Here is a 26,494-nt window from a genome sequence, read left to right on the forward strand (position 1 = left end):
TCAGGCGCCTTCCTCGTATTCGGAACCGAAATAGACTTCTCGCATCGCGTCGCTGGCCAAGCACTCCTGCGGTGGTCCGTAGAACGCCACTGATCCGAAATTGAGCAGCACGATCTTGGTGGCGAGCGCCGCGATGAGATCGACGTTGTGATCGACCAGGACTACTCCCTTGCCCTGCGCGGCAATCGATCGCACGGCACCGGAGATGGCAGCGATGCCGTCGTGATCCGCACCGGCAAACGGTTCGTCCAACAGGAGGACTTCGGGTTCGGTCGCCATCGCCCGCGCCACCTCGACCAGACGCTGCGCGCCCAAACTGAGATCCCCGCAAGCACTCTCGACGTCGGTGACCGAGTATCGCGCAGCAATCTCCCGGGCCCGCTGTGCTGTCCGGTCCCAGTTCTCGAAAGGTCCTTTGATCGCCCACCACAGCGAGTGCAGCGGTGAGGTGATCTTGTGCCCGTACAGTCCCGGGATGATGTTGTCGACGGCGTCGAGTTCCGCCGCGAGCTGCGGATGTTGAAACGTGCGCGAGAGCCCTTGCCGTGCACGGCGCTCCGACGGCCCCGTCAAGGCAGCACCGGCGAGCGCGACGGTTCCGGAATCTGCTTGCTGTGTGCCGAAGATGCAGTCCACCAGGGTGGTCTTGCCTGCCCCGTTCGGGCCGACCAGGCCGATCACCTCTCCCGGTCCGACGCTGAACGAGACATCGTCGACAGCGCGGACGCCGCCGTAGGACTTGTGGAGCCCGCTCACTTCGAGTAGCCGAGTCATCGATTGCCACGCTCCTTGTACAGACGGTTCATTCGACCCAGAACGTTCTGACTCCACCCGATCACCCCACCAGGCGCGACGATGAGGATCACCAGGACGGCTCCGGCAAGCAGGAGTTCGCCGCTTCCCTGGTACCCAGGCATGTTCAGCGTCACGATCACCACGATCAATGCACCGAGCGGAGCACCCCACGCCGAACCGCGACCGCCGATGATCGGCATGAAGATTGCGAGGAAAACAATACTGAGAGTGAAGGTTTCAGGAGTGACAGCCTGCACCGACACGGTGAACAGCGATCCGCCGGTCGACGCGATCGCAGCACCGATCGCCAGCGCCACGACGGTCAGGTGCGCAGGATTGACGCCGGAAGACCGTGCGACATTACGATTGTCGCGGGCAGCTTGCAACATCAGCCCCCACACCGATTTCCGGAGTCGATCGACAGCGACCGCGATCAGACACACGAACAAGATCGCGAACACGACCAATGCGTAGCGCGGTGGCTCCCAGCCGAACATCGTCACAGTCTCGACGCCCGAGATCCCGGCCGATCCGCCGGTGAAACTCGGCCCGTCGATCAACCAGTGCTCGAAAGCGATACCGAACAACAAGGTCACCGCGGCAAGGTAGAAGCCGGAGAGTTTCTGCGTTGCCAAGCTGAGGAGTACTGCAACCGCTGCAGCGGCGAGGGCGCCGAGAATCCATCCCCACCACATCGACAACCCGGTCCGAACCGAGATCAGCGCAACGGCATACGCGCCGATCGCCGCATACGCGCTGTACGCCATCGACAGTGATCCCGCGAGCACGAATGGCACGTACATGCCGAGTGCGATCAGCGAATACGTCGCAGCGAGGAACACCAGATCCTGCCGGTACAGACTCGGCCCCATCCACAGCAGCACGGCAGCAACCACGACCACGGTGATCAGCGCTTCTCGTGACAGGGCGAGCATCCTCGTCCGGGAACGGCCGGATGTAGCGGGCGGATTTGACGTCAGCGGACTGGTAGAAAGCGAGGCCATCAGACGCGAACCTTCCTCGAGAGCAAGCCTTCCGGACGGAAAGCGAAGAACACCAGGGCAATCAGCAGAATCGCGGTTTGCGCAGCACTCGCACCGAAGTAGTACGGGGCGAATACCTGGACGACGCCCAACACCATTCCGCCGATCAGCGGAGCCCAACTCCGGCCGGTACCACCGATGACGAGTGCGATGAATGCCGTCAGCGTCCAGGACAGACCGCTCGTGAACTGAACACCGGCCTTGGGAGCGAACAGAAGTCCGGCGACGGCGGCGATCACACCCGCGAGGGTGAACGCGATGAGGCGTACCCGATCCACCGGCAAGCCCAGGACGCGGGCGGCATCCGGACTGTCGCCGACGGCGCGTAGCAGACGGCCCGAGGTGGACCGGTTCAGCCACAGTCCGATACCGACGAAGATCACGGCAGTTCCGACGACGAGTGCAACGGTCGAACTGTCGACGGTGGCACCGAGCACCGATATCGGATCGAAGTCGAAGATCTTCTGTCCGGGAAGTGGTGTTCGGCCGAAGACCGTGCCGGCGAGCTGCTGGATCCCGAACAGTACTGCGGTCACCGCCACCAACGCCGGTAGTTCCCCACGACCCGAACGCTTCTGAACCTGTTTGACCACAAGCTTTTCCGTCAGGATCGACAGCGCCACCGCTACCGCGATCCCCAGCGGCATGGCAATCCAGAGAGCGAGCCCGTAATTGATCGCGACCCAACTCGACGCCATGGCCGCAGCCATCGCGTACGGGCCCATCGCAAAGTTGAAGAAATCGGCGCCGACCACCACGAGATACATTCCGAGGGCTATCAGTGAGAAGAATGCACCGATCTCGATGGCTGCGAGCCACAGTTGTGCGTCTGTCATGTCAAGGCTCCTCGATTATCCGCACGGGGGCTGGTAGGAATCCCACGGACGGGCAGGCTTGTTGTCCTCACCGAATTCGACGAGTACCAGGCCGCAGAGGCTGTCCGGAGCCAGGTGATCCTGCGAGGAGAACGACAGTGTCAATCCGTCCTGGCCGAAGCTGGCGGGAAGTGCCGAAACCTGTTGAAGAGCATCACGAACGGCCGTCCGATCTCGGTGGTCGCCGACAATTTCGATTGCCTCGGCCAACATCATGACGGCGTCGTACGCCTGTGCGTCGTAGGCGGTCAGTTGATAATCAGGCCCCTTCACCGCCTGCACCTTGCGACGCAGTTCGGCGGTTCTCGGGTTGTTCTCACTGAGCGAGCCCATGTACACCATGCCGCTCAACGCCTTCGAGTCCGCCAAAGCCCAAGATGCGGGCTGGTTTCCGATGGAAGCGAGTGAGAAGCGTTGCGTCTGCGGGGTGATTTTCGACAAGGTGTTGTGCGCGAGGATTTCGAAGTGCCCGCCGATACTGGCGACCAGAATCGCGTCCGGTTCGGTTTCCGCGAGACGTGAGACCTGTGCGGTGATGTCCGCGGCATCGACCGGCGCCTTTTCGACGCCCGTCACTCTCGCGCACTTCTCGAGCGCCGGCCGCAGGGTCTTGATGATTCCGTCGATGGATGCACTCGCGTCACCGAGAATTCCCAGGGACTTGTACCCCATCTTCTCGAAAGCCCCGCAGTACACCTGGGCGTACTGCTTCAACGAGTTCGGAATCATGAACGAGAAGTCGTTGTCGGGCGCCGAGGCAAAGGCGTCGCTGAGAACGACCGGAGCTATCGCAGGAATCTTCGACTGCTGGAGAATCGACTTGGCCTGCAGCACCGACCCGCTGCCCGTGGCGAGGATGACCGCACTGGACCCGTGATCGACCAACTTCCGAATGATCGACGGGGTCTTGGTGGGACTGCTCTCGTCGTTCTCGACAACCAATTCGACTTGCTTACCGTTGATTCCGCCCGCCTGGTTGATCAGGTCGACGGTCATCCGCACCGTCTTGCCGGCGATCGTGCTGTACGACGCACCGGGCCCGGTGGAGTCCTCGTCCAAACCGATGACGATGGTGTCTTCGGGAATGACACCGGCAGATGCGCACGCGCTCGCCCCGAGGACCACTGCCGCGCAGACGGCGATCGCCTTTCCGAGTCTCACATCGAACTCCCGTCCAAACTGTGCTTGGTAAATCAAACAAGCGCTTGATTTACGAGTGTGGACAGAAGTATGCACTGGGTCACACTGATAGTCAAAATCCGAACTACACGCGCAGGAACTGCGGTGTTACGGCTTCTGCAGCTGCCGGATCGACGAGCTGAGTTCGCGAATGACGGACTTCAATTCGTCGACATCAGAGCGGAGTTCGGCAAGGTCCGAGTCGGGAGATTCGGTCTGCGCTTCCTTCTTCGCCGTGCGCCGCGCAATGCGTGCCACCGGCTCACCGTCGACGGAACGTGCGGCAAAGCCGTCCAGGAAAACCGAAATCAGATTGCGCTGCAGATCTTCGGCCAATTCGGAAAGCTGTGGGCGATACTGCGCGACGGTGGACCAGACGGATTCACGCAGGAGACGGTGAAACTGTTCGGGATCGATGTCTTCCCGAAACTCCGCGTCGGCAATTCCGCGAGCGATAGCCGATCGCCAGTAGCTGTGTGCCTTCTGAACCAGGATGGTGATGGGCGCGTCCGCCGGTTGCGACGAAAGTATGGCTTCTCCCTGATAGACCTCCGTGGCATACGGGTGATCCACCGCCGAGGCAAAGGAGACCGACACCATCGTGGCCAGGCGATTTCGAGCCGAACCTTCCGGTTCGATCGAGTCCTCGTACCGGACGTTGAGATCTTCGAGGAACCGGACGACGATCTCGTTGGCTATCGCATCCTTGGAGTCGAAGTAGTGATAGAGGCTGCCGGAGAGGATCCCGACTTCGTCGGCGATGTCGCGCACCGTCGTCGCGGCGATCCCCCGCTCACTGAACAGCTTGGCCGCATGAGCGAGTATTTCGTCCCGTCGGGTCGAGCGCACGAGAAGATCCTTCCGACGTTCCGATCGTCAAGCGAGTGCTTGATCAATTTCTCGTCGATGCTAACACCGCACCCTCGCTGACCTGCGGTGTGAGGTCCTGGACACCCAATCGAAACACCGGACACACACTTGTCACCGACAGTCATTCCACCGCAACAACTTCCACCTACTCTGTGCACTCGACGAATACAGCGTTGTATACGCACTCCGGATACAGATCTGTCAGAGCCATTGTCTGCCAGAGCCATCGACACGAAAGGCCCGTACATGCGAACCTTCTCGAAGCGCACCCTTGCCGCGCCGGCCGCTCTCGCCGCGCTGGGCTTGGTTCTCACCGGCTGCGGAAGCAAGGCAACAGACACCGCATCGGGAGATTCGACGGCTACGTCGTGCGTCGACACCTCGGGGGACACGATCAAGGTCGGTTCCCTGAATTCACTCTCGGGCACCATGGCCATCAGTGAAGTGACGGTCCGCGACTCCATCTCGTTGGCGGTGCAGGAGATCAACGATTCCGGCGGTGTACTGGGTAAGAAGATCCAGATCGTGGCAGAGGACGGCGCGTCGGAGCCGACAGTGTTCGCCGAGAAGGCCGAGAAACTGATCAGCAGCGATTGCGTCGCAGCAGTTTTCGGTGGCTGGACCTCCTCGAGCCGCAAGGCCATGCTGCCCGTGTTCGAGGACAACAACTCTTTGCTCTACTACCCGGTCCAGTACGAGGGACTGGAAGATTCGAAGAACATCTTCTACACGGGTGCAACGACCAACCAGCAGATCATCCCGGCTCTGGATTACCTGAAGGAGAAGGGCGTCAAGTCGCTGTATCTGGTCGGCAGCGACTACGTGTTCCCGCAGACCGCCAACCGCATCATCAAGGCGTACGCGGCAGCGAACGGCATCGAGATCAAGGGCGAGGATTACACGCCTCTGGGTTCGACCGACTTCTCCACCATCGTGAACAAGGTCCGCACAGCCGACGCCGATGCCGTGTTCAACACACTCAACGGCGATTCCAACGTTGCATTCTTCCGTGAATACTCGAATGTCGGCCTGAAGCCCGCCGACATGCCCGTCGTCTCCGTCTCCATTGCGGAGGAAGAGATCGGTGGTATCGGAGTCCAGAACGTCGAAGGCCAGCTGACGGCGTGGAACTACTACCAGACCATCGACTCCCCCGAGAACAAGAAGTTCGTCGCGGCGTACAAGGCGAAGTTCGGCCAGGACAAGCCCACGTCCGATCCGATGGAAGCGGCATACACCTCCGTCTACCTCTGGAAGAACACCGTCGAGAAGGCCAACTCGTTTGCGGTCAAGGATATTCAGGACAACGCCGACGGTGTGACCTTCCAGGCGCCCGAAGGACTCGTCACCATCGACGGCGACAACCACCACATCACCAAGACTGCCCGGATCGGCGAAATCCGTTCCGACGGACTGATCTACACGGTCTGGGATTCGGGACAGCCGATCGAGCCGGATCCGTACCTGAAGAACTACCCCTGGGCTGAGGGGCTCGGTAGCTGATCGACGAAAGGCGGAATTGACGGAATCGACGAGTAGAGAGGTGGAGCGTCTGTCATGGATGTTGTGATCGGGCAGTTGTTCACGGGTTTGAGTATCGGATCGATTCTCCTGTTGGCAGCGTTGGGGTTGTCTCTCACGTTCGGGCAGATGGGTGTCATCAACATGGCACACGGCGAGTTCATCATGGCCGGCTCGTACACCGCATACGTAGTGCAGCAGGTGATCTCGAATGCAACGGGATCGTTGATCATTTCTCTGCTCGTCGGTTTCGTCGTCGGCGGACTGATGGGTGTTGTGCTCGAAGTGGTCCTGGTATCGCGGATGTACCACCGACCCCTCGACACGCTGTTGGTGACATTCGGCGTCGGATTGATCCTTCAGCAGTTGGCGCGCGACATCTTCGGCGCGCCGGCAGTCAATGTTTCGGCGCCGAGCTGGCTTTCGGGCGGGGTCGATATTTTCGGCGCCGTGGTGCCGAAAACCCGCATCTTCATTCTGGTGTTGGCGATCGCAGCGGTGATCGCACTTTCGGTCGCACTGAAGCAGTCGTCGATGGGTAGACGCATCCGGGCCGTCGTCCAGAATCGCGATCTGGCCGAGACGAGCGGAATCTCCTCTCGTCGTACGGACATCACGACCTTCTTCCTCGGTTCCGGGCTCGCCGGCGTCGCGGGTGTCGCGTTGACGCTCATCGGTTCCACCAGCCCGACCATCGGCCAGTCCTATCTGATCGACGCCTTCCTGGTTGTTGTCGTCGGCGGTCTCGGTCAGATGAAGGGAGCCGTGATCGCAGCCTTCGCCCTCGGCATCTTGAACTCGTTCATCGAGTACTCGACGACAGCGTCGATCGCGAAGGTGATCGTGTTCGTCATCATCGTCGTCTTCCTTCAAGTTCGACCGCAGGGCCTGTTCGCAGTCAAGACGAGGAGCCTCGTATGAGCATCCTGAACAATTCCCGAATTCGGGTGTGGGGCGGTTTCGCACTTGCCGCGATCGTGCTGTTCGCCGTCGCTCCGGCTGTGCTCTCGGACTTCAGGCTGTCACTGTTGGCCAAATTCCTGTGCTTCGCCATAGTCGCTGTCGGTATCGGTTTGGCTTGGGGCAGAGGCGGAATGCTCACGCTCGGCCAGGGCGTCTTCTTCGGAATCGGCGCATACGTGATGGCGATGCACCTCAAGATCGCCGATGCCGAACTCAAGGGCGACGCGGTCCCGGACTTCATGTCCATCGCCGGCAAGACCGAACTGCCGGGATACTGGCAACCGTTCGCCTCGCCATTCGTGGCGATCTTCGCCATCCTTTTCCTGCCGGCCGCTGTTGCCTTTCTCCTCGGACTCGGTGTGTTCAAGCGGAGAGTCAAGGGCGCGTACTTCGCGATCCTCTCGCAAGCACTCGCCGCGGCTTTCGCGATCCTCTTGATCGGCCAGCAGTCGATCGGTGGCAGCAACGGCCTCAACCGCTTTCGCACGTTCTTCGGTTTCAACCTCAACGATCCGGCGAACAAGCAGATGTTGTTCTTCATCGCCGCCGGAGTTCTTCTCGCATCGGTCGCTCTGATTCGCCAGCTGATGAACTCCCGATACGGCGAACTCCTCGTCGCCGTCCGCGATCAAGAGGAGCGCGTACGTTTCCTCGGATACGATCCGGCGAACATCAAACTGGTCGCCTACGTGACCGCGGCGTTCCTCGCCGGTATCGCCGGTGCGCTGTTCGTTCCGATCGTGGGCATCATCTCCCCCGCCGACGTCGGGATCGTTCCGTCAATCGCCTTTCTCATCGGGGTCGCGATCGGTGGCCGCGCAACGCTTCTGGGTCCGGTACTCGGTGCGATCGGCGTCGCGTGGGCGCAGTCGACATTCTCGGAGAAACTCCCTTCGGGATGGATCTACGCACAAGGGTTGATGTTCATCGTCGTGGTCGGGTTCTTCCCGGCAGGTGTGGCCGGATTGTTCGCCCTGATGCGCCACCGCAAGAAGCGTGAGACCCCGGCCGACCCGCCGGTCAAGGTCTCCCAACCCGAACCAGTGGAGGTGTCGTCATGACCAACACAACCGCCACCAGCGAACCCACACCGGCACTGGGTGGCAACGCCGGAATGTCGTCCGAGTACCTCGAAGTACGAAATCTTTCGGTCAGCTTCGACGGTTTCAAGGCCGTCGACGGCGTCGACTTGACCCTCATGCAGGGCGACCTGAGGTTTCTCATCGGCCCGAACGGGGCTGGAAAGACAACGTTGGTCGACGCCATCACCGGACTCGTTCCCGCGACGGGTTCCATCACGAAGTCCGGCGAGCAACTGCTCGGCAAGAAGGTTCACAAGATCGCCCGCCTCGGCGTCGGGCGAACCTTCCAGACGGCAAGCGTCTTCGAAGAGCTCTCGGTGCTGCAGAATCTCGACATCGCGGCCGGAGCCGGCCGATCACCGTGGAACCTGCTCAGAAAACGCAAAGGTGTGCTTCCCGAGATCGAAGAGGCGCTGGAGACAACCGGGTTGGAGCACCTCAGAGACACTCCCGCGGGCATTCTGGCGCACGGGCAGAAACAGTGGCTCGAGATCGGAATGTTGTTGGTACAGAACTGTTCCGTGCTACTACTCGACGAGCCCGTCGCTGGGATGAGCCTGGAGGAGCGCGAGGAGACCGGGAACCTTCTGCGGCGCATCGGCGGTGCGCGAACCGTCGTCGTAGTCGAGCACGACATGGACTTCATGCGATCCTTCGCCACGTCCGTCACAGTGCTCGCCGCTGGGAAAGTACTCGCCGAAGGAACTGTGGCGGAGGTCCAAGCCGACCCCAAGGTGCAAGAGGTCTACCTCGGCACAGCCGCTGCCGGAACCGATCTCGGCGCCGACACCGAACCGACCCCGGAGGACTGAATCATGCTCGAGCTCGTCGACATCCGCGCCGGCTACGGACGCACCGAAGTGATCCACGGCGTATCCCTGCTGGTTCCCAGCGACGGAGTTGCGGCAGTCATGGGTCACAACGGTGCGGGTAAAACCACCTTGCTGCGCGCCGCCGTCGGTCTGATCAAACCTACACGGGGAAAGGTACTTCTGAACGGTGAGGACATCACCGGTCTACGGCCGAGCGCCCGCGTCGCTCGCGGACTTGCCTACGTACCCCAGGGTCAGCAGTCGTTCGGACAACTGACAACTGCCGAGAATCTTCGGGTGGTCGCCGACGGGCGCAAACGCGGAAAGGCACTCATCGCAGAGGCATTGGATCTGTTTCCCGCACTCACCACGCTCCTCGACCGTCGCGCGGGACTTCTCTCCGGTGGGCAGCGACAACAGCTTGCCATCGCTCGCGCCCTGATCACCGAGCCCAAGATCCTCATTCTGGACGAGCCGACCGAGGGCATTCAACCCAACGTGGTCGCCGAAATCGAAAGGACCGTCATGGAACTCACCGAACGCGGCGATCTCGGTGTCCTCCTCGTAGAGCAGCACATCGGTTTCGCGCTCCAATCTGCGCAGCATTACAGCATTCTCGCGGCGGGACACGTGACCTCGACCGGTGAGGGCGGCACCACGTCCACCGAGGCGGTTCGTCGAGCGATGGCAATCTGACATGAGTGTGCGCCCGCCGCTGCGCGAGCAGGTCTATCGGTCGATCCGGAACGATCTGATGTCGGGTCAGATCGCGCCATCCGAACGACTCGGCGAAGAACGGTTGGCTCATCTCTACGGTGTCTCGCGAACACCGGTGCGCGAAGCGCTCGCGAAGTTGGAATCCGACGGGCTGGTCGAGCGCGACGAACATGGACTCTTTCCGTACCGACCGCACCTCGACGAGTTGGGTGGCCTCTACGAGCTGCGCATACTCCTCGAAGTGCACGGGCTTCGGCGGGTACTAGACGGTGAGGCCCCCGCTCATGATCGAGACGCGCTCGGTTCCGAACTCGACAAGTGGTACGCATTTCTCAAACAGATGCCGGTACCGGACGCCGGCTTCGTGACGCTCGACGAGGAGTTCCACATCGCGCTCCTCGCCTCGTCCGGAAACCACGCGTTGGTCGACGCCTTGCAGGCCGTCAACTCGAAGCTGCGCCCCGTGCGGATGTTCGACTACCTGACTCCCGACCGTATGAAGGCCACGGTGGAGGAACATATCTCCGTCGTCGAACTGGTGCTGGACGGCAAGATTCCGCAAGCACACGAGGCACTGGTGTCGCACATCGACATCTCTCGTGCGGTTGTCCTCGACCGCGCTCGGCAGGCCCTCTCGTTGGCCGCCATGGCCAACGCTGTGCGGAACTGATCAGCGTCGTGTCGCTGACTTCAGGGTGAAGACTTCGGTGACGTGGTCTCTCGTCAGGGGGATCCTGAGGTACTCCCCCGGTACGGTTGGCTTCGGGCCGAGTACAGAACCGGGCACCGTACCCGTTGTGCCGTCCGAGCATTCGACTGCAACTTCGCTCGTGTAGTCCGCATCAGGAGCAACGTCGCAGGTGAGTCCGTCTTCCGTGGTGAAGGCGGAGATACTCGAATCGGCGGGGCCGTGGATCGCTGTCCCGATTGGATCCGCCGGAGCCGGTGTGCTCGTAGTTGGTGCGGCTGTCGTTGTCGGGGTTGCTGTCGTTGTCGGGGTTGCTGTCGATGTCGGGGTTGCTGTCGGTGTCGGCACAGACGCGGTGGTCGTCATCCCTGCCGTGTTCTCAGCTGCCGTGTTCTCAGCTGCCGTGGTCTCAGCTGCCGTGGTCGAAGAAGTCGTCGATGACGGGGGTTCGCTCACCGAAGTAGACGTCGGGCTGACCGCACGCGCAGCAAATCCGGTTGGGAGGCTCAGCGGCGTGACCGGGTATGTCGCGCTGCCAATTCCGCATTGGGCCGTTACAAGATTGAATGTCACGTTTGTGGTGCCCAGTATCTGCGCCCCCAGAATCGCAAAAGCTGCCATCGAAAGACTCACGCTCAGCGTCGATTGCGCCGTTGTTGCCGTGGACGTTCGCGTGCTCACGAGCTTGATGTTCGTGTATTGAATCGTCGCCAAGCCAGCGGCGTTCACAGTGGCGTCCGCCCCTGTTACCGTCACCGATGCGTTCTCGGCAGGCTGTGGAATCGTGAGGACGCGAGATCCCACCGTCACCTGATTCGTGGGGCTACTCGCCGATACCGATGCCCTGTTCGAGGTATCGCACGCAGCCCCTGCCGTAATCGGCGATGCCACAGTGACTATCGGCGCACTGACCAGATCAACCCCCAGTAGAGACAGCAAGTTCACTGTCACGGTCATCGAGGTGAGTGTCGACGTCGCATCGGTATCCGAAACAATTGCCGACTGGCAGCGGCCGCTCGCTGGCTGCCCGACCGAGTAGGCAGCGCACGACGAGATCGATCCGGTCCGGGACAACGAGTTGACGCCCAGTAGCTTTGCAACCACCAGATTGGTTGTGTCCAGGTCCTTTCCAATCGTGTTCTGTTGTGAGACACCTTCGAACATCGAACTGCCGAAAAGATCTATCACGATTCCGCCACTGGACAACCCGAGCCCGCCGGCGCCTCTGCCGTACCCACTCGTCGTCCATGAACCGGTGGAAATCGGGCCGGTAACGTACTCGGAGTCTGTCCACGCCGCTTCTGTCTCTCCGAGGAGTGGGTGAGACGAGAAACCAGAGCCCAGAACAACCGCAACTGCCAATACGATGACTGAAAACAGGTGGCGACGCTTCATTGTCTACCGCCGTCTGGCGGTAGAAGAACCTGAATGGGTTCGGTTTTCGGGTCGGCCGAGTCGGCATCATCGTCGTCATCGGTATTGCGCGGCCAGAATACCGCGACCACCAAAGCGGCCATGGTCAGCGTGATCGCCCCCAGAACAAGAGGATTCGAGAAGTAGACGATCACCCGCGCCAATCCCGGAACGTGCCAGAGCACCTTTCGGACCGTGGTGACCTCGTATACCGCGGGATCAGCCGAAGCGTTGGCATCACCCTTGAGATCGAGAATCGTGATGCCGTTGTCCTGGGTACGAGCGGAGACGACCCGGTGGGTCACCGGCAGTTCGGACACTCCCCGATCGACGGTGACGACGTCGCCCACCTCGACGGAATCTGCCGGTACTTCCCGCACAACTGCCAGAGATCCGGTTGGAATGGTCGGCGACATCGATCCGGTCTTGAACATGATCAGTGTGATGTCGAAAACGAAGGCACAGATCACCAAAGCGATACAGATGACCCCACCGACTGCAAGAACCTGAAGGATGCAGTCCCCGATGATCGTGGGGATCGAACGCTTCTTCGTCCGGGCATGTGTTGCCCGGGCATGTGTTGGCATTGCAGCTCCTTCAGGGTGTTGCACTGAACTGCCAAGTGGGAGTTGCCGTTTTACCGGTCAGCGCCGAGTTGCTCCAATTAGCCGAGGTTGCGGGCAGCGAAATCTCGAAGCACAGCGCCACCGCGGCGCCCGGGGACGCTCCACCGGTGGGTAGCGCGATGGCCCCGACTGCGGAACCAGTTGAGAGCGACGGAAACACCGTCGCACTTCCCACCACGAATTGTGGTGTTCCCGTGGAGAAGGCCGACGCATCACAGGTCGTCGACTTGACCACCCGATACCGCAGCGCCGACGCCAGAGTGGAGTCGCCGGCCACCGTGGCCGCCTGCAGAGTGACGGATGCTGCCGGCGAGACCGGCACTGTTCGAAGAGATATCGGGCCGTACGAGAACGCACCGGGGCGAATCAGGAGCGCCGAGGGCGTGTACGTGAAAACGCCAGGGGCACTGGATGAATGCGACGACCATCCGCCGCCGACGTTCGACTCGATTCCGAATGTTCCGGTGCGAAACGATGCATCGCCCATCGTGCTGTCCACCCAACTGGCCGCCACGGTGGTTGCACCGATACCCAGGACGAGTCCCGAGGCCGCCAGTGCGTACACCTGACGCATTCGCCGTGTGACCACGCAGGCGTCAGGGGGTGGACTGGCCGGTGAACTGCCAGAGCAAGCGCCCGGTGTTCTTGCCCGACACGATCGAAGGGTCGACTCCGGCAGGCAGCGTGACCGCGAAGCACAGTTCCACCGGCACGCCCGTGCCTAGCAAGGTGACATCCGAACCCGAACCTGCCGTCAAGGCCACCGGACTGGCTGTCGTGCCTACCCATGCTGTTCCTGCTCCAATTCCCGCTGCCGTGCAGGTCGTGGAGGGGACACCTCGATACACCGAGTACCGCAGGGCGGGTTTGAGGTCGGTATCACCGCCCGTTGCACCGAGTAGTTGTACCGTCGCGCCGGAAGTGCTGGCCGTGGGACCGATCCGAAGCGCTACCGGCGCGTATACCGTCGTTCCGGGTGAGAGTGCGTCGAATCCCGTGCTGAATTGGAAGTGGCCGGCGGAAGCGTCCACTTGATACTCACCCCAGGTCGTCAGTCCGTCGAAGCTGCCCTGGAGATTCCAACTTCCCGTCTTGAACTGCGCGTCGCCGAAAACGTTGTCTGTCCACGCCGCCAAGGTGACAGCGGCGCCGATACCGAGGACAAGTCCTCCGGCAAGTAATGCACGTACTTTGCGCTTGTTTACAGCCTTCCGATCAGTGGCCATGCTGGTCTCGATTCACTTGGAATGCGAAAGAACCTCCGATTCGGGAAATCTAGCCCCCAATTTCATCCGAAATATCCGAAATGACCGAAGTCGAGACAAGAACTTCACGCCTTGTCCGCCTCGCCACCATCCGTGGGCGCTGACCAGGCGGAAATAGGAAAGCCGGCCAGATGGTTGCACCTTCCAACGACGTTTGCGTTCTATTCGCTGAGAAAGGCACCACATTCATGGCCGTCCCACTTTCCATCCTCGATCTCGCCCACATCGGCGACAACGAAACCGCCAAAGACAGCTTCGACGCCAGCGTGACCTTGGCGCAGCGTGCCGAGGAGTGGGGTTACAAGCGAATCTGGTATGCCGAGCACCACAACATGGGTTCCATCGCGTCTTCGGCCACCAGCGTTCTGATCAGCCACGTCGCCGCGCACACCAGCAAAATCCGCCTCGGCGCCGGTGGAATCATGCTGCCCAACCACGCGCCGCTGACGATCGCCGAGCAGTTCGGCACCCTCGAGACTCTGCACCCGGGTCGCATCGATCTCGGTCTCGGTCGCGCGCCCGGTAGTGATCAGAAGACCATGCAGGCTTTGCGACGCGACCCGAGTTCTTCGGACAGCTTCCCGCAGGACGTACTCGAGCTTCAGGGCTACCTCGGCGACACTTCGCGCGTCCCCGGAATCAATGCCGTTCCCGGTAAGGGCACTCACGTTCCGCTCTACATTCTCGGATCGTCACTGTTCGGAGCCAAGCTCGCCGCGATGCTCGGCCTGCCGTATGCATTTGCCTCGCACTTCGCCCCCAACGCCCTGCGCGACGCCGTCGCGATCTATCGACGCGAGTTCAAGCCGTCGGAGCAGTTGGCGGAGCCGTACGTCATCGCGGGCGTCAACGTCATCGCCGCCGACACCCATGAGCAGGCTCAGCAGGACTTCCTCGCGGCCAAGCGTTCGCGCGTCAGCCTTCTTCTCGGACGCGGACGCAAGTTCACGGACGACGAAGCGGACATGCTGCTCGACTCCCCCGCGGGTCAGCAGGTTCTGCAGATGACCAAGTACAGCGCCATCGGCACGCCCACGGAGGTCCGCGCCTACCTCGACGAGTTCACCGAGCATGCACAGGCCGACGAGCTGATCACGGTGTCGACCGGCACCAACCGCGAGGCTTGGTTGCGCACGTTCGAACTCCTCGCCGACGTGAGCGATCTGGTACCCGCCTAAGCTGCCGGTATGGGCGATCCATCCCGTCGCGGGTTCATCTCGGTACTGGCAGTTCTACTTTCGACGGGTTGGGCCGCCAACCACTTTGCTTCGCTCATCCCGGTTCTCCGGGTGGACGAGGGTCTTTCGCATACCGTGCTCGACGGTGTTTTCGGTATCTACGCGCTCGGACTCCTACCCGGCCTGTTAACCGGTGGAGCACTGTCGGATCGCGTCGGCCGAGCTGTAGTCGTCCTGCCCGGAGCGCTCATAGCCTCGCTCGGAACCTTGATTCTTCTTCTCTGGCACGACGCGCCCGGGCTCATGGTCGGGCGCCTCGTTGTCGGTATCGGTGCCGGTCTGGCAATCGGCGCCGGCACCGCGTGGGCGGCTGACCTTCGCGGCAAGTCCGGAACCGTGATGGCGGGCGTAGTACTCACCTCGGGTTTTGCACTGGGACCACTATTTTCGGGTCTGTTGGCACAATTTGCCGCCTTCCCACTCGCTACGCCCTTTGTCGTCTCGGCCGTCTTGTCGGTGGGTTCGGTTACCGCGGCAGCTGTGTGGAGTCGTACACCTGCTCCCACCAAAGCTGCAATGTTCACACAGATTCCCGACCGCGCAGAGCGGTCGGGAACCGGTGTGAAGGTCGCACTGCTCTGGGCACTTCCGTTGGCGCCATGGGTGTTCGCCAGCGCAACAGTGTCTTTCGTGACCATGACGGCCAGGCTCGGGGACCGCTACTCAGGTCCTCTCCTTCCGGGTTTCGCGGCGGCGCTGACTCTGGGTGCTGGAATCCTGGTTCAAACCGCTGCGCGCCATCGCAATTGGGGTCCTCAGGCCGGCACGGTCGGCGCCGCACTGGCGGCGCTCGGATACTGCCTGGTCGCCGTCGGCGGCGCGCACCCCGCGCTCGGGTTGTTCATCGTCTGCGCGCTCGTCCTCGGTACGGCCTACGGGCTGTGTCTACGCGAGGGACTGCTCGACCTCGAGTCGCTGGCTCCCCCCGCCTCGCGGGGCGCCCTGACCGGGATCTTCTACGTCGGCACCTATCTCGGATTCGGACTGCCGGTGCTACTGGTTGTCATCGAACCCACGATGGGTCCGTCGCTGCCGTTGGTGATCCTCGCCGCTGTTGCCGCCGTCGTTGCCGTGGTCCGATTCCGTCGATTGCGGTCGACCCAGGCTTCCTCGTCACATCCGCGTCTCGAAGCCGCATCGGTCTGAACACCCGTTCGGACGGAGTTGGCGGTACTTGCAGTCGCAGCTACCCGGCGGTGTTAGCGTCGGAGGACCAGAAGGTCACTGCGTAGGGACACAGCAATGGGCAAGAGCGAGGCGGGCAAGGCCGAATCGGCCAAGAGTAGTGCGGACGACCTGACGGGTCGGCGCATCCTGATCACCGGCGCTGCCCGCAATATCGGTTCTTCGCTGGCCAGACGCCTGTACGACCGTGGTGCGTCCGTGGGACTGCTCGGCCTCGAGCCGGAACTTCTCGAGCAAGTCGCCACTTCCTGCGGCCGCGCGCCGTGGCAGTTGTGCGACGTCGCCGACCTCGAGCAGGTATCTCGCGGCGTCGACTACATCGCTCAGAAGCTGGGAGGCATCGACGTCGTCGTCGCCAATGCCGGTGTCGAGGCGAACTCGTCGATCCTCGGCGGCGACCCTGCGGACATGCGCCGCGCCGTCGAAGTCAACCTCATGGGCACGTACTACACCCTGCGCGCAGCCGGTCCGCACATCAGTCACGAAAACGGTTACGCCCTGGTGGTCGCCTCGGCTCACGGCGCCGCCAAGCATCCGTTTCGCGGACCGTTCGGTGCTTCGCGCGCCGGCGTCGAAGCCTTGGGTGACGCGTTGCGCTTGGAAATGAAACACCTCGGCACCAAGGTGGGCGTCGCGTATATCGGCGACATCGACACCGATACCACCGCACTGTCGTTCGACGGAGCACGCGGAACCCTCGCCAGCGTCGGCACCACGACCGTCGCTGACGCCGTCGACGCGTTCGAGCGCGGTATCGTCGGCCGGAAGTCACGCGTACACGCGCCCCGCCGCAGCGCCGCGGTTCGCCACATCGCGCAACGAGCTATCGACCTCCGTCCCTCTCACATCCGTGGAGTCGCATGAACCCCCGCATCCCGCCCGGCCGATTCAAGGACCTCGGTCCGATCAACTGGGGAATCTGGCGTGTCCTGTCGAAGGTTGCCGGAGCACCCGATGCGCATCTGTTCAGCACCTTGGGGCGCACGGGTGGACTCTTCCGCGGTTGGCTGCACTACTCCGGCTCACTCATGCCCGGCGGCAAGATCTCTCGCCACGACACCGAACTGATCATCCTGCGGGTCGCGCACCTGCGGGACTGCGGTTACGAGATGGATCACCACATCAGGCTCGGCCGCAAAGCCGGAATCGACGCAGAAGAACTGGCCCGAATCATCGAGGGCCCTGGCGCTTCCGAGTTGAGTCCGCGTCACCGTGCGATCTTGACTGCGGTCGACGAGTTGGTCACCACCAAGGACGTCACCGACGACACGTGGGGAACGCTCTCGCAGCATCTCGACGATCGTCGGTTGATCGAATTCACCTTGTTGGTCACCCAGTACGACGGCCTGGCCACCACGATCGGAACCTTGCGGGTTCAGCGCGACTTCTCCTGAAGTTCCGCGGAGGCCGTAACTCAGCTCTAACCCGAAGACATCTGGACGAAACACCTGATCAATAGCGTATACAGGTATGTCGACAGGGATGAATACGGCGCCGGAGCCACTGCGTGAGGTGGTCTACCGGGAACTACGCACCGAACTGGTCAACGGGACTATCAGGTTCGATCAGCGCCTGACGGAACCGAAACTCTCCACGCGTTTCGGCATTTCTCGCACACCAGTACGGGAAGCGTTGACGATGCTGTGCGCCGATGGACTCCTGCGCCGGGAAGAGTACGGGTTCTCCGCCGTGCGCCCGAGTATCCCGCGGATCCGAGATCTGTATGAACTCCGAATCACGCTGGAACTACAAGGAATTACCCGGGCGATCGCAGATCCGACGATCCGGCACGACCGAACAATCCTCGACGACGAATTGGTGCGGTGGCGTGCCCTGGCTCTCGATCCGCCCGCTCAGGAACCGGGGTTCGTCGAACTGGACGAGGAATTCCACGTCGCCGTACTGAGGGCGTCGGGAAACAATGAACTGGTCGCGTCGCTGCTGTCGGTGAATTCCCGTATCCGGCACGTTCGGATGTACGACTTCATGGTCAACGGCCGCATCGACACCTCGATCGCGGAGCACATTCGAATCCTCGAAGAACTACGTGCCGGCAATCTGCCCGAGGCCCGCACGCTTTTGCACCAGCACATCGGCGAGTCTCTCGACGTCGTCCTCGACCGGGTGACCCGCGCGATCACCGCGCTCTCACTCGCCAACATCACGGACTGATCGGAGCAGTACACACCATGACCATCGCGGCAGAAGTTTTCACCCCGACAGCCCGGGTCGAGCAGGCATTCCAGCGGATCGAGGAAGTAGATCGCCCCGAAGTCTGGATCACGTTGCGCCGCAGGGAAGATGTGCTTGCCGATGCCGCTTCGGTCGAAGCCAGAATCGCCACGGGCGAGCATCTTCCTCTGGCTGGGCGTCTGGTCGCCGTCAAGGACAACGTCGACGTCGCCGGTCTGCCGACCACAGCGGCGTGCCCCGAATTCGCGTATTCGCCGGACGAAACCGCCAGTGCCGTTGCGCGGTTGATCGAGCACGGGGCTGTTGTTCTGGGGAAGACCAATCTGGACCAGTTCGCCACCGGACTGGTCGGAACGCGCAGTCCGTACGGAGCCGTTCGCTGCGCCTGGGACGAAGAGTTGATCTCGGGCGGTAGTAGCTCCGGATCCGCCGTCGCTGTCGCGCTGGGAATTGCAGACATCGGAATCGGCACCGACACTGCCGGTTCGGGCCGGGTGCCGGCAGCGTTCCACGGGATCTACGGACTCAAGCTCTCGCTCGGCGTCATCCCCGCCCACGGAGTAGTGCCCGCCTGCGTCGACTACGACGCTCTGACGGTATTTGCCGACGACCTCGAATCGGCAACCGCGGCAGCGGCAATCATGATCGGCCACGAACCTCGGGATCCCCGCAGCCGCGTCTGGCCTTCCGACGTTCGTCTCGCGGCGGCGCCGAATCCCCGCGTCGGCGTCCCCCGAATCGAGGATCTCGCTCAACTGAGCCCGTCGTATACAGCAGCATTTCAGGACACTGTGACAGCTCTGGTAGCCGGCGGCGCCGAGACCGAGACCGTCGACATATCCGGACTGCTCGGCGCGGCCCGATTGCTCTACGACGGCGCCGTGGTGGCGCAGCGGTACGCCGCTGCCGGCGAGTTCCTCGAAACTCGTCCTGCCGGAGCAGATCCCGCGGTGTCCGACATCGTGCTCGGTGCGAAGCACCCCACCGGATACCAGCTAGTCGACGATCTCGATGCTCTCACCCGCGCCAAGGCTGCCGCCCGGGAACTCCTCGCCGGGTTCGACGCCCTACTGCTTCCCACCACCACCGAACACCCGACGATTGCCGCCGTGACCGAGGATCCGTTCGGAATCAACCGCCGGATGGGAACTTTCACCAACTTCTGCAACCTGCTCGACATGGCGGCCGTCGCGGCGCCCGGACACCGCACTGCCGAAGATCACCCGTTCGGCGTCATGTTCGTCGTACCCGCTTTCGACGACCAGATCGCCATCGACCTCGCTGCGCGACTCGGCGGTGCGCCTTCACCCACCCTCGTCGATACCGGAATCGACCTCGCAGTATTCGGCGCTCACCTGCGCGGGCAACCCCTCAACACACAGTTGGTCGACCTCGGCGCGCGGTACGTCGAAACCGTCACGACCTCGGATGCCTACCGGCTCTTCGCTCTCGACACGACGCCACCGAAGCCCGGCCTGGTACGCCGTGGCCCTGGACTCGGCGCACCGGTCGTCGGCGAGATCTTCCGAATCTCACCGGCCGGGCTGGGAACGTTCCTCGCCGCCTTGCCTGCACCGATGGCGCTCACGAGCGTCGAGTTATCCGACGGCAGAACGACAGTCGGTTTCAGCTGCACTCATGACGCCGTAAACGGCGCAGCTGACATCACCGACTACGGCGGTTGGGCCGCGTACCTCTCTCGCTGACAGTCACGGCTTGCAGATTCGAGTGACGGCCTCGCGCACCACTTCACGGCGGCGCGCGATCTCGTCGGCGTCGACGTTCTGGTTGTCGGCCACACCGGGGGCCACCACCCAGCCGAACACGAGGCCGAACAGCATCGTGATCAGGTCCTGGGGGTCCCAGTGCTTCGAGATGAGGCCGTCTTCTTGAGCCTTGCGGATCGTGGCCATTCGCGGAACCCAGCTGGAATGTTCCTCGGCCAGCTTCTTCATCCGTGGTGCCTCACCCTGCAATTGACCCCAGATCATCATCCGTTGAATCTGTGGTTTGCCGAGCATTGCGTCGAACAGTTCGACGGCATGCGCGGGCATGTCTTCACCGGTGAACTCGACGGATTCCATCGCCTGCTCGAAGTCGACGTCGAGCACCGCGTGGAACAACGCGACCTTGTCACCGAAATAGGCGTAGAGGCGCTCCTTACTGGCGTTTCCGTTCTTCGCAATCCGATCGATGCGCGCACCGGCAAGCCCGTAGGTGCCGAATTCTTCTTGCGCAGCGTCGAGGATTCGCTGTTTCGTCGCGGTCACGTCAGTGGGAGCCATAGTGATGATGGTAACCGAACGAACTATTTCGTTTGACTCACCCGAGAAGGCTGGAATACCTTTTTCCAATGACCACCACGTCCCACGTCGACGGCGGCACTCTGCCACCGATCCCGGCTGTCTCCGAGAATCCGAATCATCAACGTCGCTGGCTGGTGCTCTGCATCGTCGCGTTCGCTCAACTCATGGTGGTGCTCGACGGCACCATCGTCTCCATCGCCCTACCGGCAGCCCAGGAGGAACTGGGCATAAGCGACCTTGACCGCGCGTGGGTGGTCACGTCGTACGCCTTGGCGTTCGGTGCGCTGCTGCTCCTCGGCGGACGTATCGCGGACTACTGGGGCCGAAAGCGATCCTTCATCGTCGGCATGGCGGGCTTCGCGGTTGCCTCCGGCATCGGCGGCATCGCGCAGAGCGGTATCGAACTGTTCATCGCTCGCGCCGGCCAGGGCGTCTTCGCAGCACTGCTCGCGCCCGCTGCGCTGTCGATGCTCACCACCACCTTCATCGGAGAGAAGGAGCGCGCCAAGGCTTTTGCCGTCTACGGCGCGATCTCCGGCGGTGGCGCTGCCATCGGCCTGCTCCTCGGTGGAGTGCTGACGCAGTACGTCGACTGGCGTTGGTGCCTGCTCGTCAACATCCCGATCGCGCTGATAGCCATCGCTGCAGCCGTCCCGATCGTCAAGGAAACCAAAGCGCACGGCGACACGAGCTACGACCTTCCCGGCGCTGTCCTCATCGCCCTGGGGCTCGGCTCACTGGTCTACGGATTCACACGCGCCGAGCACGGCTGGGGTCAGGCGGACACTTTGCTGTTCATCGCACTGGGCCTGGTCTTCCTCGCCATCTTCGTGGTCGTCGAGAGCCGCAGCAAGAATCCGCTTCTACCGCTGAGCGTTCCGTGGCATCGTGATCGCGGCGCTGCTCTGATCGGCTCCATGCTGGTGGGCGCCGCCCTGCTCGGCGGCACGTTGTACCTGACGTTCTACCTGCAGATCGTGCTCGGATTCAGCCCGGTCATGGCCGGCGTCGGATCGCTGCCGATGGCGTTCTTCATCGTCTTGGCGTCGACCATCGCAGCGCAGTTGTCCACCAAGATCGGCCCCAAGCCGCTCATGGTCGCCGGCCCGCTGGTGGCAGCAGTAGGACTGCTCATGCTGACCCAGATCGAGGTACACAGCTCCTACTGGACGCACGTGTTCCCCGGCCTCGCGATCTTCGGCTTCGGACTGGGTCTGCTGATGGTGCCGATGCAGAACCTCGCACTGATCGGTGTCCCCGACCACGACGCCGGCGCTGCCAGTGCCCTGGTCAACGCCACCCTGCAGATCGGCGGCGCACTCGGAACCGCACTGTTCACCACGATCTACGCTTCGGCCAAGTCGGCCTTCACCGCCGACAACGCGGCGCCGATCCCGCCGGAAGGCATTCCTGTCGACATGTCGAACGCGACCATCCCGACTGGTGACCAATTGGCGCTACTCCCCCAGCCGGTGCAGGACTTCGTCGCCTCGATGACGGACTACTTCTTCGGCGCCGAGGTATCCGGATACTCGGCCGCATTCGGTTGGGCGGCAGTCCTGTTGGCGATCATCGCACCGGTAGTGCTGGTTCTGGTCCGCGCCAAGAAGGGTGATCTGCCCGCCGAGGGTGCAGTCCACATGGGGTAACCCCTGTGCGCCTTTATTAACCGCCCGCGGTTAATAAAGGCGCACAGCAGGTCAGGCCTTCCTCAACACCTCAGCCACCGGAGTGCTGCTGCGGCCGATCAACTTCTGCAGGTCGCCAGACTCGGTGTCCAACGCCCCCTTGGCAATTGCAGCATCGGAATCGGCGAGGATCTGCGCAACCGGTGCAGGCAGTCCGACGCTCTCGAGAATGCCTTCGTATGCCTGCTCGTCCACGAACTGGTACGCGACGGGCTTGCCCGCGAATTCGCTGATCTTTGCGGCCAATTCGGCGTAGCTGAGCCTCTCGTCGCCGCCCAACTCGTACACTGCGCCTTCGTGGCCATCGGTGGTCGCGACTACTGCTGCGGCGTCGGCGTAATCCGCACGCGCCGCAGCCGCGATCTTGCCTTCCGCTCCCGCACCGACCAGTGCGCCGCGTTCGATCACACCGGCCAGGTCGTTGGTGAAGTTCTCCCAGTACCAACCGTTGCGCAACAGCGCGAACGGAATACCGCTCCGAGTGAGCACGTCCTCGGTCGCTTTGTGCTCGGCCGCAAGCTTCATCGGCGTGTCCTGAGCATTCAAGATGCTCGTGTAGGCGATGAATCCGACGCCGGCAGCCTTCGCCGCGTCGATGATGTTGGTGTGTTGCGCGAGCCGTGACCCCACTTCACTTCCCGAGATCAGCACCAGCTTGTCGACGCCCGCCAATGCGGTTTCCAACGCCGAGGCATCGGCGTAGTCCGCTTGGCGTACAACTACTCCGCGGGCGGCGAGGCTTTCCGCCTTCTGTGGATTGCGGACCACTGCGACGATGTCGGACGCGGCGGTTCCCCGCTCGATCAACGACTCGACTACCAGTTGTCCGAGGTTTCCGGTTGCGCCGGTGACTGCAATGCTCATGCGAACTCCCGATCCAGGTTGAAGCGTAAATGCGTTCTGCAACCATCATGCACTTATTTTTCGTAAGTGCAACACGGCGAGTTAGCGCTATCGGATCGTGCAGTAGTAGCCTGGGTTCATGACCAGCACCGACTCACCTTCACGTGCTGCCCAGACTCCTGATCCGAATGCCGACGTCGTGGACCCAACCCTCGAGGCTGACGTCTTCGCTCGCGGATGCAACTCTCGGGCGGCATTGCAGAATGCAACCGGACGCTGGGGCGCACTCGCGCTGGCGGCATTGAACGAGGGCCCGTACCGGTTCAGTGCCCTGCGCCGACGCGTCGACGGAGTCAGCGAGCGCATGCTCTCACAGACCCTGCAAACACTCGAGCGGGATGGCCTCGTGCACCGTGAGGTACTCGAAACCATCCCGCCCAAAGTGGAATACAGCCTGACCGAACTCGGCGCCGACGTCGCCGCAAAGATCACGGCCCTGATCGAACTACTCGAATCGCAGGTGCCGAAAATCGTTGCGTCACAAGCGTCGTACGACGCCCGGAATCAGCTCAACTTGTCCGAGAGCTGAGCGATGAACTCGTCGAATGCGTAGGGAACGCTCAGCACCGTCGGAGCGGACGTAGCCATCGCGTAGTCCATTCCGACCAGACGAACCAGACGGCCGTTCGACACCGAGGTCATGTTCGCGAACGGACCGAAGGACATCAGCTTGTCCAGGTTGGTGCCGTCGGCGTCGACGAGAATGAAGACGTCGGCGTCGAGTGTGTCGATGGATTCCATGCCCACGGACACCGAACTGTCGCCGGAAGTGCACACTGCGTCGACACCGGGCGAGGTCTTCACCCCGAGCTGGCCGAGAAGACGGATCCGCGGGTCGGTGCCGCAGAAGACGATCAGGCCCTCGTCGGTGCGCATTGCATACGTTGCGGTTTTGCCCTGGAACTGTGGGTGATCAGCGGCTTGCTTCTCGAAGTACGCCCCGGTCTCGTCGATCAGCGTCTGAGCCTGCTCCGGCTGTCCGAGCGCTGCACCGATCATGCTCATCTGCTTGTCCCACGCGGTATCCCACGGCTGGTCGGGGAACGCGACGGTCGGCGCGATGTCACTGAGGCGCTTGTACTCGCCCTCGTCGATGCCGGAGTAGACGGCGAGGATCACGTCGGGATCGAGCCCGAGGATCTGCTCGAACGGGATATCGGGATTGGTCGTCATGAGAACAGGCTTTGCACCGTTCAGACGCGAAGCATCCCAGGGCAGGATGTTGTTCTCGATGCCGTCGCCGGAGAAGCTCTCCATGGCGACCGGAACCTTGTTCAGTGCGATCACCGAATCCTGGCCACTCCATCCGATGGTCACGATGCGCATAGGCTCCGCGTCGATCGTCGTCGAACCGTAGGCGTGGTCGACGGTCACGGGGAACGCCCCCGCCTCGGCGGCACCCGAAGCTTCGGCGTCCGATCCGGAGTCACCTGAGGTTCCACAGGCGGAGAGCGTCAGCGCGACGCAAGCCGCGAGCAGTACGGAACGAGTTTTCATGAGTGGTCCTTCGAAAGCCGGATGTTCGACTCGGGACGCTAATGCGTTGCGCGCCTACACCCCGACTCGAAGGCCTCAGATGGCGGTTTCGCAACACAACTCGACACAAAAGACGAAAAACCCCGTGTGCCTTTCCGGTAGTGCGAACTACCGAAAAGGCGCACGGGGCCGAAGGCCCTGCCGTCAGAAGTTGATCATGTGGCCGGCGAGGCCGTGGATCGCTTCCTGCAGTGCCTCACTGAGCGTGGGGTGGGTGTGGACGTTGCGTGCCAACTCGTTGACCGTGAGGTCCCACTTCTGGGCCAAGGTCAGCTCGGGCAGCAGTTCCGAAACGTCCGGTCCGATGAGGTGCCCGCCGAGCAGTTCGCCGTACTTCTTGTCGGCGATCAGCTTGACGAAACCGGTCGGGTCACCGAGACCGTGTGCCTTGCCGTTGGCAGCGAACGGGAAGTTCGCGACCTTGACGTCGTAGCCCTCGGCCTTGGCCTGCTCCTCGGTCAAACCGAACGAGGCGACCTGCGGCTGGCAGAACGTCGCACGCGGCATCATCCGGTAGTCACCGAGTGTCTGCGTCTCCGCGCCGCCGATGGTCTCGGCAGCGACGACAGCCTGAGCTTCCGCGACGTGCGCGAGCTGCAGTTTGGCGGTGACGTCACCGATGGCGAAGATGTGCGGGACGTTGGTGCGCATGTAGTCGTCGATCGCGATGGCGCCGCGATCGGTCAACGCGACACCGGTGTTCTCGAGACCGAAGCCCTCCACGCGCGGTGCGAAGCCGACGGACTGCAGAACCTTGTCGACGACCACGGTCTCGATCTCGCCGGACTTGTTGTCCTTGATCGAGACGGTGACCTTGCTGCCGTCGTCGCTGATGGACTGCACAGCGGCACCGGTCTTGATGGTGACGCCGAGCTTCTTGTACTGCTTGGCGATTTCCTTCGAGACGTCGGCGTCCTCGTTGGGCAGTGCCCGATCGAGGAACTCGACGATCGTAACGTCGACGCCGTAGTTCTTGAGGACGTAACCGAACTCCATGCCGATCGCGCCGGCACCGACGATGAGGATCGAACCCGGAAGGTCACGGGTGAGGATCTGCTCTTCGTAGGTCACGACGTTCTCGCTCAGCGAGGTACCGGGCAGCAGCTTGGTGTACGAACCGGTCGCGATGATGGCGTTGTCGAACGTGATCGTCTCGGTGCCACCCTTGCTCAGCTCCACGCTGATGGTGTTGGCGTCGACGAACGTGCCCTTGCCGTCGTACTCCGGGATCTTGTTCTTCTTCATCAAGAAGTGAATGCCCTTGACTCGCCCGTCCGCGACCTTGCGGCTGCGATCGAAAGCGGAGCCGAAATCGAAGGACACGTCTCCGGACATGCCGAACGTCTTCGCTTCTTTCGTGAAGATGTGCGCGAGTTCGGCGTTACGGAGAAGCGCCTTGGACGGAATGCAGCCGACATTCAGGCATACACCGCCCCAGTACTTCTGCTCGATGATGGCGGTGCTCAGGCCCAGTTGTGCCGCGCGGATAGCAGCGACGTACCCACCGGGGCCGGCTCCGAGGACAACGACGTCATAGTGTGAGGTCACGATTCACCAGGGTAGTCCTGCATCGTTTCGCTGTCCCCAGATGGTCGT

28 protein-coding genes are annotated in these 26,494 nt (G+C 62.3%); 16 read left to right on the top strand and 12 right to left on the bottom strand.

Annotated elements, in window-relative coordinates:
• The 5 genes from ABH939_RS18405 to ABH939_RS18425 all read right to left on the bottom strand — a co-directional run bounded on the left by ABH939_RS18405 (position 1) and on the right by ABH939_RS18425 (position 4,741).
• Positions 1-774 (bottom strand): ABC transporter ATP-binding protein, encoded by a 774-nt coding sequence (locus ABH939_RS18405; RefSeq protein ID WP_064443299.1) that lies wholly within the window; start codon positions 772-774, stop codon positions 1-3.
• Positions 771-1,799 carry a branched-chain amino acid ABC transporter permease gene (locus ABH939_RS18410; RefSeq protein WP_064688305.1) on the bottom strand — a complete coding sequence of 343 codons (1,029 nt, stop codon included), beginning with the start codon at positions 1,797-1,799 and terminating at the stop codon, positions 771-773. Before ABH939_RS18410 ends, ABH939_RS18405 begins: the two co-directional genes overlap by 4 nt.
• Positions 1,799-2,674 (bottom strand): branched-chain amino acid ABC transporter permease, encoded by an 876-nt coding sequence (locus ABH939_RS18415; RefSeq protein WP_064688304.1) that lies wholly within the window; start codon positions 2,672-2,674, stop codon positions 1,799-1,801. Before ABH939_RS18415 ends, ABH939_RS18410 begins: the two co-directional genes overlap by 1 nt.
• Before the next feature lie 15 nt (positions 2,675-2,689).
• Positions 2,690-3,874, bottom strand: a complete 1,185-nt coding sequence (locus ABH939_RS18420) for an ABC transporter substrate-binding protein (RefSeq protein ID WP_404649928.1) — start codon at positions 3,872-3,874, stop codon at positions 2,690-2,692.
• A 126-nt stretch (positions 3,875-4,000) separates the two neighbouring features.
• The gene (locus ABH939_RS18425) at positions 4,001-4,741 is read right to left on the bottom strand and encodes a TetR/AcrR family transcriptional regulator (RefSeq protein ID WP_003941474.1); all 741 of its coding nucleotides are present in this window, start codon (positions 4,739-4,741) and stop codon (positions 4,001-4,003) included.
• A 267-nt stretch (positions 4,742-5,008) separates the two neighbouring features.
• Between ABH939_RS18425 and urtA the strand changes: the two genes are divergently transcribed.
• The 8 genes from urtA (at position 5,009) to ABH939_RS18465 (ending at position 11,584) form a co-directional block, all read left to right on the top strand.
• A complete protein-coding gene (gene urtA / locus ABH939_RS18430) occupies positions 5,009-6,265 on the top strand; it encodes an urea ABC transporter substrate-binding protein (protein ID WP_054781649.1) in 1,257 nt (418 codons plus the stop codon).
• Positions 6,266-6,319: 54 nt separating this feature from the next.
• Entirely contained in the window at positions 6,320-7,204 is an 885-nt protein-coding gene (gene urtB / locus ABH939_RS18435) for an urea ABC transporter permease subunit UrtB (RefSeq protein ID WP_003941514.1), read from the top strand.
• A complete protein-coding gene (gene urtC / locus ABH939_RS18440; protein WP_007735392.1) occupies positions 7,201-8,307 on the top strand; it encodes an urea ABC transporter permease subunit UrtC in 1,107 nt (368 codons plus the stop codon). Before urtB ends, urtC begins: the two co-directional genes overlap by 4 nt.
• Positions 8,304-9,140 carry an urea ABC transporter ATP-binding protein UrtD gene (gene urtD / locus ABH939_RS18445; RefSeq protein ID WP_064688302.1) on the top strand — a complete coding sequence of 279 codons (837 nt, stop codon included), beginning with the start codon at positions 8,304-8,306 and terminating at the stop codon, positions 9,138-9,140. The genes urtC and urtD overlap by 4 nt, the downstream gene beginning before the upstream one ends.
• Positions 9,141-9,143: 3 nt before the next feature.
• Positions 9,144-9,836 carry an urea ABC transporter ATP-binding subunit UrtE gene (gene urtE, locus ABH939_RS18450; RefSeq protein ID WP_003941544.1) on the top strand — a complete coding sequence of 231 codons (693 nt, stop codon included), beginning with the start codon at positions 9,144-9,146 and terminating at the stop codon, positions 9,834-9,836.
• A 1-nt stretch (position 9,837) separates the two neighbouring features.
• A complete protein-coding gene (locus ABH939_RS18455; protein ID WP_020906727.1) occupies positions 9,838-10,527 on the top strand; it encodes a GntR family transcriptional regulator in 690 nt (229 codons plus the stop codon).
• Positions 10,528-10,717: 190 nt separating this feature from the next.
• On the top strand, positions 10,718-11,248 hold the full coding sequence (locus ABH939_RS18460) for a hypothetical protein (RefSeq protein WP_338927751.1): 531 nt from the start codon (positions 10,718-10,720) through the stop codon (positions 11,246-11,248).
• 114 nt (positions 11,249-11,362) lie between these two features.
• On the top strand, positions 11,363-11,584 hold the full coding sequence (locus ABH939_RS18465; RefSeq protein WP_042923314.1) for a hypothetical protein: 222 nt from the start codon (positions 11,363-11,365) through the stop codon (positions 11,582-11,584).
• Positions 11,585-11,936: 352 nt separating this feature from the next.
• Here ABH939_RS18465 and ABH939_RS18470 read toward each other — a convergent pair whose 3' ends face one another.
• Genes ABH939_RS18470 through ABH939_RS18480 form a run of 3 tightly spaced genes read right to left on the bottom strand, consistent with a single transcriptional unit; the run spans position 11,937 to position 13,810 of the window.
• Positions 11,937-12,545, bottom strand: a complete 609-nt coding sequence (locus tag ABH939_RS18470) for a signal peptidase I (protein WP_338927749.1) — start codon at positions 12,543-12,545, stop codon at positions 11,937-11,939.
• A gap of 10 nt (positions 12,546-12,555) precedes the next feature.
• Complete coding sequence (locus ABH939_RS18475; protein ID WP_230359616.1) at positions 12,556-13,173, bottom strand: hypothetical protein; 618 nt, start codon at positions 13,171-13,173, stop codon at positions 12,556-12,558.
• Positions 13,174-13,180: 7 nt separating this feature from the next.
• Positions 13,181-13,810 carry a SipW-dependent-type signal peptide-containing protein gene (locus ABH939_RS18480; RefSeq protein WP_007735401.1) on the bottom strand — a complete coding sequence of 210 codons (630 nt, stop codon included), beginning with the start codon at positions 13,808-13,810 and terminating at the stop codon, positions 13,181-13,183.
• Between the two features lie 227 nt (positions 13,811-14,037).
• On the opposite strand from ABH939_RS18480, the gene ABH939_RS18485 reads away from it, so the two are divergent.
• From ABH939_RS18485 to atzF, 6 genes are all read left to right on the top strand, one after another.
• Entirely contained in the window at positions 14,038-15,027 is a 990-nt protein-coding gene (locus tag ABH939_RS18485; RefSeq protein ID WP_039973481.1) for an LLM class flavin-dependent oxidoreductase, read from the top strand.
• A gap of 9 nt (positions 15,028-15,036) precedes the next feature.
• Entirely contained in the window at positions 15,037-16,233 is a 1,197-nt protein-coding gene (locus ABH939_RS18490) for an MFS transporter (protein ID WP_075832608.1), read from the top strand.
• A gap of 96 nt (positions 16,234-16,329) precedes the next feature.
• Positions 16,330-17,136 carry an SDR family NAD(P)-dependent oxidoreductase gene (locus ABH939_RS18495; RefSeq protein ID WP_404649930.1) on the top strand — a complete coding sequence of 269 codons (807 nt, stop codon included), beginning with the start codon at positions 16,330-16,332 and terminating at the stop codon, positions 17,134-17,136.
• On the top strand, positions 17,133-17,666 hold the full coding sequence (locus ABH939_RS18500) for a carboxymuconolactone decarboxylase family protein (RefSeq protein ID WP_404649931.1): 534 nt from the start codon (positions 17,133-17,135) through the stop codon (positions 17,664-17,666). Before ABH939_RS18495 ends, ABH939_RS18500 begins: the two co-directional genes overlap by 4 nt.
• Before the next feature lie 76 nt (positions 17,667-17,742).
• Positions 17,743-18,444 (top strand): GntR family transcriptional regulator, encoded by a 702-nt coding sequence (locus tag ABH939_RS18505; RefSeq protein WP_075832604.1) that lies wholly within the window; start codon positions 17,743-17,745, stop codon positions 18,442-18,444.
• Positions 18,445-18,461: 17 nt separating this feature from the next.
• Positions 18,462-20,171, top strand: coding sequence for an allophanate hydrolase (gene atzF / locus ABH939_RS18510; protein WP_404649932.1), 1,710 nt, complete (start codon positions 18,462-18,464; stop codon positions 20,169-20,171).
• A 3-nt stretch (positions 20,172-20,174) separates the two neighbouring features.
• Here the strand turns inward: atzF and ABH939_RS18515 are convergent, their stop codons facing one another.
• A complete protein-coding gene (locus ABH939_RS18515) occupies positions 20,175-20,750 on the bottom strand; it encodes a TetR family transcriptional regulator (protein ID WP_003941498.1) in 576 nt (191 codons plus the stop codon).
• Positions 20,751-20,818: 68 nt separating this feature from the next.
• On the opposite strand from ABH939_RS18515, the gene ABH939_RS18520 reads away from it, so the two are divergent.
• Positions 20,819-22,420, top strand: coding sequence for an MFS transporter (locus ABH939_RS18520; protein ID WP_064074219.1), 1,602 nt, complete (start codon positions 20,819-20,821; stop codon positions 22,418-22,420).
• A gap of 51 nt (positions 22,421-22,471) precedes the next feature.
• Here the strand turns inward: ABH939_RS18520 and ABH939_RS18525 are convergent, their stop codons facing one another.
• Positions 22,472-23,323: an SDR family oxidoreductase gene (locus ABH939_RS18525; RefSeq protein WP_404649933.1), complete on the bottom strand. Its 852-nt coding sequence runs from the start codon at positions 23,321-23,323 to the stop codon at positions 22,472-22,474.
• A 118-nt stretch (positions 23,324-23,441) separates the two neighbouring features.
• Here ABH939_RS18525 and ABH939_RS18530 point away from each other — a divergent pair, with 118 nt between their 5' ends.
• On the top strand, positions 23,442-23,891 hold the full coding sequence (locus tag ABH939_RS18530) for a helix-turn-helix domain-containing protein (protein ID WP_007735410.1): 450 nt from the start codon (positions 23,442-23,444) through the stop codon (positions 23,889-23,891).
• Here ABH939_RS18530 and ABH939_RS18535 read toward each other — a convergent pair.
• Together ABH939_RS18535 and lpdA are read right to left on the bottom strand one after the other, a co-directional pair.
• Entirely contained in the window at positions 23,867-24,859 is a 993-nt protein-coding gene (locus ABH939_RS18535) for an iron-siderophore ABC transporter substrate-binding protein (protein WP_378637962.1), read from the bottom strand. The two genes, ABH939_RS18530 and ABH939_RS18535, sit on opposite strands and share 25 nt — an antisense overlap.
• Before the next feature lie 183 nt (positions 24,860-25,042).
• Positions 25,043-26,446 (bottom strand): dihydrolipoyl dehydrogenase, encoded by a 1,404-nt coding sequence (gene lpdA, locus ABH939_RS18540; RefSeq protein ID WP_003941477.1) that lies wholly within the window; start codon positions 26,444-26,446, stop codon positions 25,043-25,045.
• Positions 26,447-26,494: the final 48 nt, after the last annotated feature.

Source organism: Rhodococcus sp. 27YEA6 (assembly GCF_044908235.1).
In the GTDB taxonomy this organism is placed as follows: domain Bacteria; phylum Actinomycetota; class Actinomycetes; order Mycobacteriales; family Mycobacteriaceae; genus Rhodococcus_F; species Rhodococcus_F qingshengii.

Bases quoted from the DNA above. Each gene is read 5' to 3' on its own strand.
- urtB (WP_003941514.1), top strand. From the start codon at position 6,320: ATGGATGTTGTGATCGGGCAGTTGTTCACGGGTTTGAGTATCGGATCG.
- ABH939_RS18495 (WP_404649930.1), top strand. From the start codon at position 16,330: ATGGGCAAGAGCGAGGCGGGCAAGGCCGAATCGGCCAAGAGTAGTGCG.
- ABH939_RS18485 (WP_039973481.1), top strand. From the start codon at position 14,038: ATGGCCGTCCCACTTTCCATCCTCGATCTCGCCCACATCGGCGACAAC.
- ABH939_RS18500 (WP_404649931.1), top strand. From the start codon at position 17,133: ATGAACCCCCGCATCCCGCCCGGCCGATTCAAGGACCTCGGTCCGATC.
- urtA (WP_054781649.1), top strand. From the start codon at position 5,009: ATGCGAACCTTCTCGAAGCGCACCCTTGCCGCGCCGGCCGCTCTCGCC.
- urtC (WP_007735392.1), top strand. From the start codon at position 7,201: ATGAGCATCCTGAACAATTCCCGAATTCGGGTGTGGGGCGGTTTCGCA.
- ABH939_RS18530 (WP_007735410.1), top strand. From the start codon at position 23,442: ATGACCAGCACCGACTCACCTTCACGTGCTGCCCAGACTCCTGATCCG.
- atzF (WP_404649932.1), top strand. From the start codon at position 18,462: ATGACCATCGCGGCAGAAGTTTTCACCCCGACAGCCCGGGTCGAGCAG.
- ABH939_RS18515 (WP_003941498.1), bottom strand. From the start codon at position 20,750: ATGGCTCCCACTGACGTGACCGCGACGAAACAGCGAATCCTCGACGCT.
- ABH939_RS18410 (WP_064688305.1), bottom strand. From the start codon at position 1,799: ATGGCCTCGCTTTCTACCAGTCCGCTGACGTCAAATCCGCCCGCTACA.
- ABH939_RS18490 (WP_075832608.1), top strand. From the start codon at position 15,037: ATGGGCGATCCATCCCGTCGCGGGTTCATCTCGGTACTGGCAGTTCTA.
- ABH939_RS18480 (WP_007735401.1), bottom strand. From the start codon at position 13,810: ATGGCCACTGATCGGAAGGCTGTAAACAAGCGCAAAGTACGTGCATTA.
- ABH939_RS18470 (WP_338927749.1), bottom strand. From the start codon at position 12,545: ATGCCAACACATGCCCGGGCAACACATGCCCGGACGAAGAAGCGTTCG.
- ABH939_RS18505 (WP_075832604.1), top strand. From the start codon at position 17,743: ATGTCGACAGGGATGAATACGGCGCCGGAGCCACTGCGTGAGGTGGTC.
- ABH939_RS18415 (WP_064688304.1), bottom strand. From the start codon at position 2,674: ATGACAGACGCACAACTGTGGCTCGCAGCCATCGAGATCGGTGCATTC.
- ABH939_RS18535 (WP_378637962.1), bottom strand. From the start codon at position 24,859: ATGAAAACTCGTTCCGTACTGCTCGCGGCTTGCGTCGCGCTGACGCTC.
- ABH939_RS18405 (WP_064443299.1), bottom strand. From the start codon at position 774: ATGACTCGGCTACTCGAAGTGAGCGGGCTCCACAAGTCCTACGGCGGC.
- urtD (WP_064688302.1), top strand. From the start codon at position 8,304: ATGACCAACACAACCGCCACCAGCGAACCCACACCGGCACTGGGTGGC.
- ABH939_RS18520 (WP_064074219.1), top strand. From the start codon at position 20,819: ATGACCACCACGTCCCACGTCGACGGCGGCACTCTGCCACCGATCCCG.
- urtE (WP_003941544.1), top strand. From the start codon at position 9,144: ATGCTCGAGCTCGTCGACATCCGCGCCGGCTACGGACGCACCGAAGTG.
- ABH939_RS18525 (WP_404649933.1), bottom strand. From the start codon at position 23,323: ATGAGCATTGCAGTCACCGGCGCAACCGGAAACCTCGGACAACTGGTA.
- ABH939_RS18455 (WP_020906727.1), top strand. From the start codon at position 9,838: ATGAGTGTGCGCCCGCCGCTGCGCGAGCAGGTCTATCGGTCGATCCGG.